This is a genomic window from Streptomyces sp. APSN-46.1 (assembly GCF_022815725.1).
Classification (GTDB): Bacteria; Actinomycetota; Actinomycetes; order Streptomycetales; family Streptomycetaceae; genus Streptomyces.
In genome coordinates this window covers 281,647-293,956 of record NZ_JALGRF010000001.1, presented here as the reverse complement: position 1 = coordinate 293,956, position 12,310 = coordinate 281,647, and the positions used below count along the sequence as shown (strand labels likewise).

At 72.4% G+C, this 12,310-nt stretch carries 12 protein-coding genes and 1 pseudogene; 8 read left to right on the top strand and 5 right to left on the bottom strand.

Annotated features, from left to right (window positions below; translation table 11 throughout):
• Positions 1-60 precede the first annotated feature (60 nt).
• Entirely contained in the window at positions 61-837 is a 777-nt protein-coding gene (locus tag MTF65_RS01325) for an MHYT domain-containing protein (protein WP_243626293.1), read from the bottom strand.
• A 167-nt stretch (positions 838-1,004) separates the two neighbouring features.
• Here MTF65_RS01325 and MTF65_RS01320 point away from each other — a divergent pair, with 167 nt between their 5' ends.
• Entirely contained in the window at positions 1,005-1,604 is a 600-nt protein-coding gene (locus tag MTF65_RS01320) for a class I SAM-dependent methyltransferase (protein ID WP_243626292.1), read from the top strand.
• 4 nt (positions 1,605-1,608) lie between these two features.
• On the opposite strand, the gene MTF65_RS01315 is transcribed toward MTF65_RS01320, so the two are convergent.
• The gene (locus tag MTF65_RS01315) at positions 1,609-2,523 is read right to left on the bottom strand and encodes an oxygenase MpaB family protein (RefSeq protein ID WP_243626291.1); all 915 of its coding nucleotides are present in this window, start codon (positions 2,521-2,523) and stop codon (positions 1,609-1,611) included.
• A gap of 134 nt (positions 2,524-2,657) precedes the next feature.
• Between MTF65_RS01315 and MTF65_RS01310 the strand changes: the two genes are divergently transcribed.
• Positions 2,658-3,446 carry a hypothetical protein gene (locus tag MTF65_RS01310; protein ID WP_243626290.1) on the top strand — a complete coding sequence of 263 codons (789 nt, stop codon included), beginning with the start codon at positions 2,658-2,660 and terminating at the stop codon, positions 3,444-3,446.
• 108 nt (positions 3,447-3,554) lie between these two features.
• Positions 3,555-4,010: an SAM-dependent methyltransferase gene (locus MTF65_RS01305; protein ID WP_374207132.1), complete on the top strand. Its 456-nt coding sequence runs from the start codon at positions 3,555-3,557 to the stop codon at positions 4,008-4,010.
• Between the two features lie 89 nt (positions 4,011-4,099).
• On the opposite strand, the gene MTF65_RS01300 is transcribed toward MTF65_RS01305, so the two are convergent.
• Together MTF65_RS01300 and MTF65_RS01295 are read right to left on the bottom strand one after the other, a co-directional pair.
• Entirely contained in the window at positions 4,100-4,645 is a 546-nt protein-coding gene (locus tag MTF65_RS01300) for an MOSC domain-containing protein (protein WP_243626288.1), read from the bottom strand.
• Positions 4,646-4,665: 20 nt separating this feature from the next.
• Positions 4,666-4,848 (bottom strand): hypothetical protein, encoded by a 183-nt coding sequence (locus MTF65_RS01295; RefSeq protein WP_243626287.1) that lies wholly within the window; start codon positions 4,846-4,848, stop codon positions 4,666-4,668.
• A gap of 988 nt (positions 4,849-5,836) precedes the next feature.
• Between MTF65_RS01295 and MTF65_RS01290 the strand changes: the two genes are divergently transcribed.
• The 5 genes and pseudogenes from MTF65_RS01290 to MTF65_RS01270 all read left to right on the top strand — a co-directional run.
• Positions 5,837-6,574: a hypothetical protein gene (locus MTF65_RS01290; protein WP_243626286.1), complete on the top strand. Its 738-nt coding sequence runs from the start codon at positions 5,837-5,839 to the stop codon at positions 6,572-6,574.
• Positions 6,575-6,667: 93 nt separating this feature from the next.
• Positions 6,668-6,892: a hypothetical protein gene (locus MTF65_RS01285; RefSeq protein WP_243626285.1), complete on the top strand. Its 225-nt coding sequence runs from the start codon at positions 6,668-6,670 to the stop codon at positions 6,890-6,892.
• Positions 6,893-7,027: 135 nt separating this feature from the next.
• Positions 7,028-8,455: a GAF domain-containing protein gene (locus MTF65_RS01280; RefSeq protein ID WP_243626284.1), complete on the top strand. Its 1,428-nt coding sequence runs from the start codon at positions 7,028-7,030 to the stop codon at positions 8,453-8,455.
• Between the two features lie 54 nt (positions 8,456-8,509).
• Positions 8,510-10,033 (top strand): aldehyde dehydrogenase family protein, encoded by a 1,524-nt coding sequence (locus MTF65_RS01275; RefSeq protein WP_243626283.1) that lies wholly within the window; start codon positions 8,510-8,512, stop codon positions 10,031-10,033.
• Positions 10,034-10,351: 318 nt separating this feature from the next.
• Positions 10,352-10,561: pseudogene (locus MTF65_RS01270) on the top strand (transposase); the annotation flags it as partial.
• A gap of 536 nt (positions 10,562-11,097) precedes the next feature.
• On the opposite strand, the gene MTF65_RS01265 reads toward MTF65_RS01270, so the two are convergent.
• On the bottom strand, positions 11,098-12,261 hold the full coding sequence (locus MTF65_RS01265) for a HupE/UreJ family protein (protein WP_243626282.1): 1,164 nt from the start codon (positions 12,259-12,261) through the stop codon (positions 11,098-11,100).
• Between the last annotated feature and the right edge of the window lie 49 nt (positions 12,262-12,310).

Sequence of the window (12,310 nt, the reverse complement as noted above, 5' to 3'; positions counted from 1 at the left end):
TGCGGGGGTGGGGCCGGATGCGGGGGCGGGGGTGGGGGCGTACCAGGCGTAAGGCGCGGTTCAGTGCGCGGCGGCGCTCCGGCTCAGGTGCCGCACCGAGGCCGAAGCGGCCAGTTCGTCGGCGGTCGGCGAGAGCGCGACGAAGGCCGCGGTGATGAACAGGTAGGACCCGAGCCCGACGGCGAGCGGGAAGATGAACTGCATGGCGGTGACCCCGGGCAGGGCGGCGTCCGAGGGGGCGACCCGGACGGCGACGGCCATCATCCCCGTGTAGTGCATGCTCGTGACGGCGGCGCCCATGACGAGCGAGGCGACCGCGACGGCCACCGGGGCCTTGATGTTGAGGGCCGCCCAGAGGGCGGCGGTGGCGGCGACGACGGCGATGGCGACGGACAGTCCGACGGTGAGCGGCTCGTAGGAGATGTCGCCGTGCAGCCTCAGGGCCGCCATGCCGAGGTAGTGCATGCTCGCGACGCCGAGGCCGGTGGTCAGTCCGCCGAGGACGAGGGCCCGGCCGCGCTCCTTGCCGTAGCCGACGGCGAAGACGCCGGCGCCGACGACGAGCATGGCCACGAGCAGGCTGAGAATCGTCAGCGGCACGTTGAAGTGGACTTCTGTGCCGGTCACGTTGAAGCCGAGCATCGCGACGAAGTGCATCGTCCAGATGCCGGATCCGATGGCGGAGGCCGCTGTGATGAGCCAGTTGCGGCGGGAGGATCCGGTCGCGGCGAGTGCGCGCACGGTGCAGCGGAGCCCGAGGGCGGCGCCTATGGATGCCATCACGTATGACAGCACGGGTGTCAGCAAGCCGTATGCGGCGTGGTCCAGGTGTCCCATGGCCACGGGACGCTAGTCCGGGTGAGGCCACGAACAAGGGGAGCATTTCGAAAGCTGCTGGAACTGCTGGAATATGACAGAGAGACGTTCATCTTCGATCACACCGCGTACCACCTTGCACACGGTCCGCAGGAGTGAGGAGTGTGGCGGTGGGGGATCATGGCCGCATGAGCGAAGACCACACGCACGTGCAGGAGTTCTTCGGGGCGCGCGCCGCCGACTGGGACCGGAAGTTCCCGGACGACGAGCCCGCCTTCGCGACCGCCGTGGCCGAGTTCGGGCTGCGGCCCGGGGACCGGGTACTCGACGCCGGCTGCGGCACCGGCCGGGCGCTGGCCCCGCTGCGGGCGGCCGTCGGACCGTCCGGGACGGTACTCGGCGCTGACCTCACCCCGCGGATGCTGGCCGCCGCCCGTGAAGCCGGGCGAGCCGCCGAGGGCGCGCTGCTGCTCGCGGACGTGGCCCGGCTGCCGCTGCGCGACGGGGTGCTCGACGCGGTGTTCGCCGCCGGGCTGATCACCCATCTGCCCGACCCGGAGGCGAATCTGCGCGAACTGGCCCGGGTCGTGCGCCCCGGCGGCCGGCTGGCGCTCTTCCACCCGATCGGGCGCGCCGCCCTGGCGGCGCGCCACGGTCGCGAGCTGACTCCGGACGACCTGCGGGCCGAGCACAACCTCGGCCCGCTGCTGTCCGCCGCCGGCTGGGACATGACCTCGTACGCCGATGAGGACGACCGCTTCCTCGCACTGGCGCTACGCCGCGCCTGAGGCGTCAGGCCGGCGGCTGGGCGTCGGCTCCGGCCGGGCGGCGCGGATGCGGTACGGGGCAGCCACCCCGGCCGGGGACCGGGAAGGTGCCCAGCTCGCCGACGTCGTAGCCGTCGGGATAGCCCTTGATCTCCGGGTTCTGGCGGGCGTAGTGCGGGGCCTTGCGCGGGGGCAGCAGCCGCACCGCGCGCCCGCGCAGCCGCAGGGCGCCCCGGACCAGCCGCCGCACCTGCGGGCGCGGGCTCTCGTAGCGGAACGCGGACAGCAGCGACTCGTCGAGGAGCGCGAGGCTCGCCGCCCGCACGGCGGGGGCGAGCGGGGCCGGGTACCAGGAGGCCATCAGGTCGATGGTGGAGTCGGCCACCTTGCGGCCGCCCTCGTCCCAGCCGAAGTGGGCCTCCTCGTAGGCGTTCAGGGTGGCCTCGAACTCCTCGTAGGAGTCCGGGATGTCCGTGATGCCCATGTGGCGGCCGAGGGTGGCGTAGTAGTTCGCGCAGGCCCGGCGCTCGTGGTGGGTCAGCGGGCGCCAGCCGTAGACGTCCAGCCAGCGCGCCGGAATCACCACGAACGTGCACAGGACGTAGCGCATGTCCTCGTTGCCGATGTCGTAGCTTCGGTGCATCTGGTTGACGCGGCGGATCGCGGTGCGGGCCGTGTCGCTGTCGAAGCCGTGCTCCACGACCGCGTCCAGGAGCAGCGCCGTGTCGTCGTAGCGCTTCTGCGCCCGGTCGGTGAACTCGGCGGTCTCGGCCAGCAGGCCGCCGATGCTGGGGACGGCGTAGGTCCGGAAGAGGGCGAGCTCCAGGGCTCGGGTGAAGTCCCAGGGGAACTCGTAGGTGGCGGTGAGCCGGTAGATGGCGAGGAAGTCTTGGTCGGGGTCGAGCCGGAGGATCTCCCTCAGCCGGTCGTAACGCTGCACCGGTGTCCCTTTCTGTGGCGGGTGCCCAACTCTACGTGCAGGTAGCGGGCTTGGAAATCACGTCCCGCCGCCTCTCGACGCGGCGGTTACTCGCTGGTTAGGGTGCGCCGACGAGAGAGCGACCGGGAGGCTACGTGTCCGACGAGGAGGGCGGCGGGTCCCTGTACGTGCTGACCGCCGTACTGCTGACCCCCGCGCAGTTCCCCGGGGTGCTCGGCGACGACTTCCCGGAGGCCTGCTCGCTCCTGGGCGTGCCGGCGGCCCGGGCGGGGTACGGGCTGGTGCTCGGCCAGGACGAGGAGGGCGCGCGCTGGACGGTCGTCGTGGACGACGTCTCGCTCGTGGCCGCGGCCATCGCCTCCTGGGACTGCGGGATGGAGTACGACCTGTCGCCCGACGAGCGGACGATCGTGGTCTCGCTGGCGGGCTGGCCGTTGGAGCTGACGGTGGCGACGCCGGGGATCCCGGAGCCGCACGATCCCGAGCAGGGCGCGGACGGCACCGGGCGGGTGCCGCTGGCGCCGCCCTCGGCGGACGTGTGGGGGCCAGTGCAGCGGCGGATGGGCGCGGACCAGATCGCCCGGGAGTGGGGCGACTGGCGCGAGCGCGTCGCGACGGACGGCGGGGCGGCGGCAGCCGCCCACCCAGGACTGGCCCGGGCCCTCAAGGAGGCGCTGGGGTACACGAAGACGCCGCCACCACCCGGCCGGGTGCGGTCGTCGTTCGCGGGCGAGGGCGCGCGGACGCTGCGGGTGGACGGGCCGGGATGGTCGCTGGTGGCCCGGACGGACGACACGGCGTTCGTGCTGCTGGACGAGGAGCCGAGCGAGGTGTTGGCGGTCCCCCGCGAGGGGGACGCGGACCTTCCGGATCTGCTGGATCTGCTGGCCGCGCTGGACCGCGTCGCGGTACGGCCGACCTGACGCGCCGAGGATCCCAAAAGGCGCGGATTGAACCGGTTGAACCGGTTGAACCAATTGCAGCGATTGCAGCGAATGAGCTGCATTGAACACGAGGGGGACGTTGTGCGGGTGGAGTCGGAAGCGGTGGGTGTGGTCGTGGGCGGCCGCGCGGAGGTGGTCGACGACGACTGGGGGCGGGAGACCGCGGTGATCCGGCTGGACGGCCTGCGCTTCGGGCCGGAGGCGCTGTACGGGCTGGCGGACTTCTCGCACGTCGAGGTGGTCTACCACTTCGACCGGGTACCGGCGGAGAAGGTCGAGACGGGCGCCCGGCATCCCCGGGGCAACCCGGACTGGCCGCTGGTGGGCATTTTCGCCCAGCGCGGCAAGAACCGGCCGAACCGGCTGGGCGTCTCACGCTGCCGGGTACTGAAGGTGGACGGCCTGGACATCCATGTCGAGGGCCTGGACGCCGTGGCGGGCACCCCGGTGCTCGACATCAAGCCGTACATGGAGGAGTTCGGACCGCGTGGCGAACTCCTCCAGCCGGAGTGGGCGACGACCCTGATGCGGGACTACTACTGACCCCGGTGGAGGCACGCACGGCGCCCCGGCCCGGCGGAGCACGCGGGCGCGCCAGCGCTGTGATGCGCCAGAGGCCGGCTCTGGTGTTGTCAGACCCGGTCGAGCGGGATGTGCGGGGCCGGGGGCAGGGTCAAGGTGATCGGGTCGCCGGGGCGGACCACGCCGCCCCGGCGGACCACGCCCATGATCCCGGCCTTGCGGACCAGTCGGCCCTCCGTGTCCCGCCCGACGACCTGCTTGAGCAGCCCGCCCTGGAAAGCGTCGATCTGCGCACACGGATTGCGCAGGCCGGTCACTTCCACGACCGCTTCCTCGCCGAGGCGCAGCAGCGTGCCCGTGGGCAGCCCGAGCAGGTCGATGCCCTCCGTGGTCACGTTCTCCCCGAGCTGGCCCGGCTCGACGCGGAAGCCGGCGCCGGCCACCTCGTCGAACAGCTCGCGGTGAATCAGGTGCACCTGGCGTAGATTCGGCTGGGTCGGATCCTGCGCCACGCGGGAGCGATGTTTGACGGTCACTCCCGCGTGCACGTCTCCCTCGACTCCGAGCCCGGCGAGCAGCGTGATGCTCGCGCGCGTGGGCTTGGTGAACGAGTACACGCCGTTGCTGCTGACCGCCGCGACCTGTGCAGTGCCCATGAAACCCCCCGCCGCCGCCGTCAGCGGCCGATCTGCTTCCTGGATATACCCCGGAGCCGACGCCGCTGCGAGGAGTCCAGCAGAAGGTAGGCCGCCGCCGGCACGCCGATCAGGACCAACAGCCCTGCCCAGAACCCGACTGCCCAGAACAACACGATGGCTGCCACCACTCCGGCAACCGCAACCTTTCCGCGTGTGGACATCTGCGGACACCTCCTCCTGCGTCGGCCACTACCTCCCACAACGCGCCGCCTCGGCCAGGCGTTCCCGATGCTTCGGACAGGCCGCGAAGCGGTCCGGGGCACTGATCGGCTCCCGGCCTTCCGCGCCGGCGGGTGAGGTACCTCGGCCACCCGGCACCCCGGTTGTTCACGTGTGAGGAATGCGTGCTCCCCGAGATCTCCGGCCTCCTCCACTGCTCCACCGCCTTTCTGCCCGCCGACCCGCCCCGCGACGGCCGGATCGCCTTCTGGCACCCGGATACCCGGGATGGCGCTCCGGCCTCCGCCGTTCCCGACCTGGCGTCCGCCCGGTCGGCCACGTCGTCGGCCACGTCGTCGGGCCTGGCAGCGGCGGCCCCGGCGGCCCCGCCCTCGGGCCTGACTGCCCTACCGGCCCCGTCATCGGCCCCGGCGGCCCTGACTGCCGTGCCGGCTTCACCCCCGGGCCTGACTGCCTTGCCGGGCCCGTCGTCGGGCCTGACTACCCTGCGGGCCCCGGCGGGCCTGTCGACCGCGTCCGCCCCCGGCAGCCCCGGCAGCCCCCGCAGCCCCCGCAGCCCAAGGCGTTGTACAGGAACTCACCGTCGTCACCCCCGACGACCTCCGGCGGACCACCGTGAGTGCGCTCGTGTTGCCCCTCGACGCCGGCCTCCCCCTCCTCACCCGCGCCCGGCCGCCGCCTCCGCCGGCCCTACCGCCTTCTGGGGCGCCGCCGCGCTGCTCGCCCTCCGGTTCGCCGCACACGGCCTGCTGCTCCCCGGGCTGAGCCCGGCCGGCCATGAGGCCTGGCGGATCGGACCCCTGGAGGCCGCCGACCTGGAGCAGATCCGGGAGCTGGCGGCCGCCACGCCGCCCGGGGCGCACTGCGTACCCCTGGCCGCGCCGCTTGACCCCGCGCCGCCCCGTCTGCCCGCGCCGGAGCCGCTGCTGCGTGCTTCCTCGGCGCCGTCGCCGACACCCTGCCCCGCTGATGCCGGCGGCCGCCGAGTCGGGGTACATCGTGGCGCTGCTGGACCGGGAGGTGCCGCCGGAACTGGCCGAGGACGCGGCGACGGCGGATGTCGAACCGCTGCCCGGGATCGGGGATCTGGACCCGCGCTGCGACTGCGGGGAGTGGTGGGACCACTGCGCGCACACGTCGGCGCTCTGCTATCAGGTGGCGCGGCTGCTGGACCAGGACCCGTTCGTGCTGTTGCTGCTGCGCGGGCGCGGCGAGCGCGAGCTGATGGAAGCGCTGGAGCAGCGGAGCACGGCGGAGGCGGAACCCGCGCGGGGCCCCGCCGGCGGGGGTGTTCCGGCGGCCGAGGCCTTCGCCGCCGGGCCTGCCCTCCTGCCGCTCCCGCCGCTGCCCCGGCTCCCGGACGCGCCGGGCCAGCCCCGACGCTGGACACGGAGTCCGCACCGGAACTCGACGTGGACGCCGTGGAGTTCCTTGCCCAGGCGGCCGCGTACGAGGCGTACCGGCTCCTGGCGGAAGCGCTGTCTCCGAAGCACGCCGACCGCCCTGCGCGGCGCCCGCTCACCGCTGCCGAAGACGCTGTACGACTGGCAGCCGAGGCCTCGGATGTCCGGGTCCGGTCCCGCCTGGCCGCGTCTATCAACAGGAACCGGGCCGCGATGGACCTGGCCGTACGGGCCTGGGGCTTCGGCGGGGCCCCGGCCCTCGTGGTGCTGGAGGAGGACTGGACGCGGGACCGCGCCACCCTGACCCGTGCCCGGGCGGCGCCGGCGACCGCCTGGGCGGACGCGGCGGACGCGGCCGGTACGGAGGGCCGGGGCGACGGCGAGGCCCCGGGACGCCGTGCCGGGCGCGGATGCCGTGCCCGGCGCGGACACCGGGGTCCCGCGGCTGCGCCGGGTGCGCGCCCGCTGGACGGTCGCGGGCGCCGGCCGCCAGCTCCGGCTCGGCCGGGAGGGGCGCTGGTGGCCGTTCCGCCGCGAGGCCGGCCAGTGGCTCCCGGCGGGTCCGGGGGCTCCGGATCCGGCGGCGGCGCCGGCAGCGCTGCATCCCGGCGAGGCCTGCTGAGCGGCGGCGGCGCCCCGGCCTGACGGGAGCTGTTGTCCGATGCTGTGGCGCGGACTGGCCGACGTACCGCTTGTCGGGGCCCGGGCCCGGCGCGACGATGGGGCGCTCCGGCATGCGGCACCACGGGAGGGTGACATGGGCGATCCGTCGGTGGCGTTGCCGGGCGGGGCGGATCCCGCCCTGCGCACGCGTGAACTACGGCGGGCGCACGCGGCGTTCACGCGGGACGGGCGGGTCGTGGCGCCGGTCCGGGCGGTGATCGCGAAGTCCTGGCGGCGGTGCGCCCGCGCCCGGGTCAGCCCGGAGTGCGCGCCCCGGGTGGAACTGTCGGAGCCGGAGCTGCGGGAGTACCGGGAGCAGCACCCGCTGGCCCCGGTCATGCCGGTGTTCCGGGAGTTGGTCGGGGCGTTCGCCGCGAGCGGGGCGCATCTGCTGGCGGTGTGCGACGCGCGGGGCAGCCTGCTCTGGGTCGAGGGCGAAGCGGGGACCTTGCGGCGGGCGGAGCGGCTCGGCTTCGTGCCGGGCACGCGCTGGGCGGAGACGGTGATGGGAACCAACGCACCCGGTACGGCGGTCGCGCTCGGGGAACCCGTCCAGGTCTTCGGGGCGGAGCACTTCAGCCGCCGGGTCCACCCGTGGACCTGCGCGGCGGCCCCGGTCCGCGATCCCCGGACCGGCGAGGTGCTCGGCGCGGTGGACATCACCGGGGGCGACGGGCTGGCCCACCCCCACTCGCTGGCCTTCGTCCAAGCGGTGGCCCGCGCCGCGGAGGCCCAGCTGGCCCTGCTGGCCCCGGCCCCCGCGGCGGCCCGCGACACCCTGACCGCGCTCGGCCGTGACGAGGCGCTGCTGGTGATCGGGGGCCGCGAGATCCCGCTCGGGCGGCGGCACAGCGAGATCATGGTGCTGCTCGCCCACCACCCGGAGGGGCTGTCGGGCGAGGAGCTGGCGATCGCCCTGTACGAGGACGAATCCGTCTGCCCGGTCACCCTGCGGGCGGAAATATCCCGGCTGCGTGGGCTGTTGGGCGCGCACAACCTCCTCTCCCGCCCCTACCGCACCGCCGCCCCGCTGGAGGCGGACTTCACCGCCGTGACCCGGCACCTCGCCGCGGGCGCCGTCTCGGCCGCCCTGAACCGCTACCCGGGGCCCCTGCTGCCCGCCTCGACGGCGCCCGGCATCGCCCGGCTGCGCCGCAGGATCGAGGACCAGGCGCGGGCCGCCGTGATCGCCCGGGCGGACGCGGGGCTGCTGACGGACTGGGTGTGCGGCCCCTGGGGCGCCGACGATCCGGAGGTGTGGAGGGCGCTGGCCGCAGCGCTGCCGCCGGAGGGGCGGCCGGCCGCGCTGGCCCGCGTACGCTCCCTGGACCTCGAACTCGGGGCGCGGCCCGGCACCGTACCGGCTGCGGCAGCGCCACCGGCTCCGGCTTCGGCAGCGGCACCGGCCCTCGCGGGGCCCCTCGTACCGGACCGGGCAGACCGGCCGGACCGGGCGGACCCGCCGGACCCGTCGGACCGCTCCCGGCGGCGTGCAACGTCCCCGCAACCTGCCCGCTCCTAGCCTCCTCGCGAGCGCTGTCCGACGGCGGCCGGCGCCCGGCAAGGGGAGGACACCATGGCCCGCTACGCTGCGCCCGGAACCGAGGGCGCGCTCATGTCGTACGCGTCCCGTTACGGCCACTTCATCGGCGGTGAGTACGTCGAGCCCGCCCGAGGCCAGTACTTCGCGAACCCCTCGCCCGTCAACGGGCAGCCCTTCACCGAGGTCGCGCGCGGCACGGCCGAGGACGTGGAACGGGCCCTGGACGCGGCGCACGCCGCCGCGCCCGCCTGGGGGCGCACCTCGGTCGCCGAGCGGTCCTCCGTCCTGCTGCGGATCGCGGACCGGATGGAGCAGAACCTGGAGGCCCTCGCGGTCGCCGAGACCTGGGAGAACGGAAAGCCGATCCGGGAGACCCTCGCGGCCGACATGCCGCTGGCGATCGACCAGTTCCGCTATTTCGCGGGCGCCCTGCGTGCCCAGGAGGGTGCGCTCAGCCAGATCGACGACGACACGGTCGCCTACCACTTCCACGAGCCGCTGGGCGTGATCGCCCAGATCATCCCGTGGAACTTCCCGATCCTGATGGCGGTGTGGAAGCTGGCGCCGGCGCTCGCGGCCGGCAACACGGTGGTGCTCAAGCCGGCCGAGCAGACGCCCGCGTCGGTGCACTACTGGCTGAGCCTGGTGGCGGACCTGCTGCCGCCGGGCGTGGTGAACATCGTCAACGGCTTCGGCGAGGAGGCCGGCAAGCCGCTGGCCTCCAGCCCGCGCGTGGCGAAGGTCGCCTTCACCGGGGAGACGTCCACCGGGCGGCTGATCATGCAGTACGCGGCGGAGCACCTCAAGCCGGTCACGCTCGAACTGGGCGGCAAGAGCCCGAACCTGTTCTTCGACGACATATGGACCACGGACGACGAACTGCGTGACAAGGCACTGGAGGGCTTCACGATGTTCGCCCTCAACCAGGGCGAGGTGTGCACCAGCCCGTCGCGCGCGCTGATCGAGCGCGGCCGGTACGGCGACTTCCTCGACGCGGCTGTCGCGCGTACGGAACTGATCGTGCCCGGGCACCCGTTGGACACGGACACGATGATCGGGGCACAGGCCTCCGAGGAGCAGCTCAAGAAGGTCTTGTCGTACGTGGAGATCGGCCAGCAGGAGGGCGCGAAGATCCTGACGGGCGGCCGGCGGCAGGAACTCGGCGGCGAGCTGGCGAGCGGCTTCTACGTCCAGCCGACGATCTTCGAGGGCGACAATCGCATGCGGATCTTCCAGGAGGAGATCTTCGGGCCGGTCGTGTCGGTGACGTCCTTCCAGGACTTCGACGACGCGGTCCGCATCGCGAACGACACGGCGTACGGCCTGGGCGCCGGCGTGTGGACCCGCGACATCAACACCGCCTACCGCGCGGGCCGCGCGATCCAGGCGGGCCGCGTCTGGACGAACTGCTACCACGCCTACCCGGCCCACGCCGCCTTCGGTGGCTACAAGCAGTCGGGCATCGGCCGCGAGACCCACAAGATGATGCTGGAGCACTACCAGCAGACGAAGAACCTCCTGGTCAGCTACTCCCCCAAGAAGCTCGGCTTCTTCTAAGGAATAAGGAATTGAGCACGGTGCCTGACCTGCACAAACGCAGCATTCAGGCACCGCCTCTGCCTAGGGGAAGCAATCGAAACTGAGGGATTCCAGAACCGGACCTCTCCGATTACCTCCACTTTGCAGAGAAGATCCGGGGCATACATGGGCCAGAGCGGACTCCGGACCACCGCGGCTACCAGCAGACCCCCGCCGCCGCCGGCCGACGGTCTCAACTGCTCGAAAGAGCAAGCGAACTGGTCACCGACGCGGCCCGCCTTGGCTACAAGCAGGAGCGAGCTCATCGAGATGATCAAGGAGCTGTCGTGACCGACCGGACGGCTCGCGATCCCCAAGCTACGGGCCGGGAGCTTCTTCCCCAGCCTGCTGGAACGCCGACGCCGCATCGACCAGGCTCCTTTCGCGGTCGTCATGGAGGCCTACGTCCACGGAGTGTCGACCCGCTCAGTCGACGACCTGGTGAAAGCCCTCGGCTCGGACACCGGCATATCGAAGAGCGAGGTCTCCCGGATCTGCGCTGGCCTCTGCTAGGCGCCAAGGGATGGGCCGACCTGCCCGATCCGCTGCTCGGCGACATGGAAACGGGCGCCCCGCGAGAGCTGACGGTCTCCCGCCGGCGTCCCCGAGGCGCCCCGGTCACCGTGCCACGCCGGCCACCGCGCTGCTGGTCTCGCTTCACCTGTCCTCCGCCTTGCTGGGCTGACGAGCCCTGGCCAGCAAGGCAACGACCGGCATGGCCGCCTGCCGCCTTCAACCTCGACCGCGCACTCGGCTGACGCGGTACCGGACACAGTTCCCGACGCACCACTGGGTGGAGCAAGATCCGGGCCAGTTACGGGCCAGCACCGACCGATCGACGGCAGATCTCTCCATTTTACCTGGTCAGAAGCGGTATGGCACGTGTACCACCAGCACTCGAAGAACGTTTATTGCAGCTACTCCCCTAAAGCACTTGGGCTCTTCTAGCAGGCGAGGTCGATGACCTGGCAAGGAGATTGGGCCCCCACCCCGGCTGGACAACGAACGTTTCGACGCTGCGAATTCGCGCAAGCGAAGGAGGGCTACGCGGCGCCGCCCGCCGGCAGCAGGCGTTCGACGAACCAGACCAAGCCGATGACGCCGACGATGGCGGCCGCGGCTGCATGGGCGAGGGTCGACCAGGAGTAGCGTCGCGCCAGCAAGAGCAGCGGGAATGCCACCAGAACGATGGCGAGCTGTCCCAGTTCGATGCCTAGGTTGAAGCTCAGCAGCGAGAGGAGCAGCCGGCCTCCGAAGTCGTCGGTGAAGCTCAGGGCCCCGGCGAAGCCGAGACCGTGCAACAGGCCGAAGCCGAACACGACGAGGACGCGGTGCCGCGACTCGCCGCGCGTGAGGTTCTCCACTGCGACGTAGACGATGGACAGGGCGATCAGCGGCTCGACGATCTTGGCCGGGACATCGACCCACCCGAGCACGGCAAGAGCGAGAGTCACGCTGTGCGCCACGGTGAAGCTGGTCGCGAGCCGGACGACGCTGCGCCATCCTTGCGCGCCGAGCAGCAGGAGGACCAGGAAGAGCACATGGTCGATGCCGAGCAGGATGTGCTCAATCCCCATGGACACGAACCGGCCCACCGACGACCACGAGACGTCCAGGCCATCGGAGTGCGAAGCCCCGCGTCCCGCGTCAACGGCGCCGCTCCGACCGACCCGCAGTTCACGGTGACCGGCGTCGAAGACGTCACTCCCGCCCGAACCGCCGAGTTCGTAGTCGACCATGTTGGTGTGCTCGGCCCCGGTGGCCTCCGTCTCGGAGAACACCCCGTAGCGCACGGTGAATTCACCGGTCCCCGAGCCCGGACACCGATGGATCAGGAGCAAGCGGGCGTAGAGGAACTGCCGCCGCTTCGTGATCCCCGTGTCGTCGAGTCCGGCGGGGCAAGAGGCGCCATCGAGGGCGACGGTCAGGCGGTCGGCCAGGTAGGCCAAGAGCTGTGCCCGGTGAGTCTGGAGAAAGACCTCGTGCTCGGCGTCCTTCGTGTCACGCGGCAGTGCGCCGAGGCCGGCGGCCTTCGTGAGCGTGTCGTAGTCCAGCTCCAGTGTGTTGCGAACCAGTGGCCCTTCCTGGCGGATCGTGGCTGTGCCGTCCGTCGTCGGGACATGGGCCGATGCCATCGGGGCCGTCAACGACACCAGAATCCCCGCGAGAACCATGCCGCCCAGCGCGACGCGAAGCGCGCTGATCATTCGGCCGGGGGCAGCTCGGAGGCCTGGCGGAGTCCATGTCGTCACACCG

Coding starts and splice junctions, on each gene's coding strand:
- MTF65_RS01325 (WP_243626293.1), bottom strand. CDS start 837: ATGGGACACCTGGACCACGCCGCATACGGCTTGCTGACACCCGTGCTG.
- MTF65_RS01320 (WP_243626292.1), top strand. CDS start 1,005: ATGAGCGAAGACCACACGCACGTGCAGGAGTTCTTCGGGGCGCGCGCC.
- MTF65_RS01300 (WP_243626288.1), bottom strand. CDS start 4,645: ATGGGCACTGCACAGGTCGCGGCGGTCAGCAGCAACGGCGTGTACTCG.
- MTF65_RS01295 (WP_243626287.1), bottom strand. CDS start 4,848: ATGTCCACACGCGGAAAGGTTGCGGTTGCCGGAGTGGTGGCAGCCATC.
- MTF65_RS01290 (WP_243626286.1), top strand. CDS start 5,837: ATGCCGGCGGCCGCCGAGTCGGGGTACATCGTGGCGCTGCTGGACCGG.
- MTF65_RS01280 (WP_243626284.1), top strand. CDS start 7,028: ATGGGCGATCCGTCGGTGGCGTTGCCGGGCGGGGCGGATCCCGCCCTG.
- MTF65_RS01275 (WP_243626283.1), top strand. CDS start 8,510: ATGGCCCGCTACGCTGCGCCCGGAACCGAGGGCGCGCTCATGTCGTAC.
- MTF65_RS01265 (WP_243626282.1), bottom strand. CDS start 12,261: ATGATCAGCGCGCTTCGCGTCGCGCTGGGCGGCATGGTTCTCGCGGGG.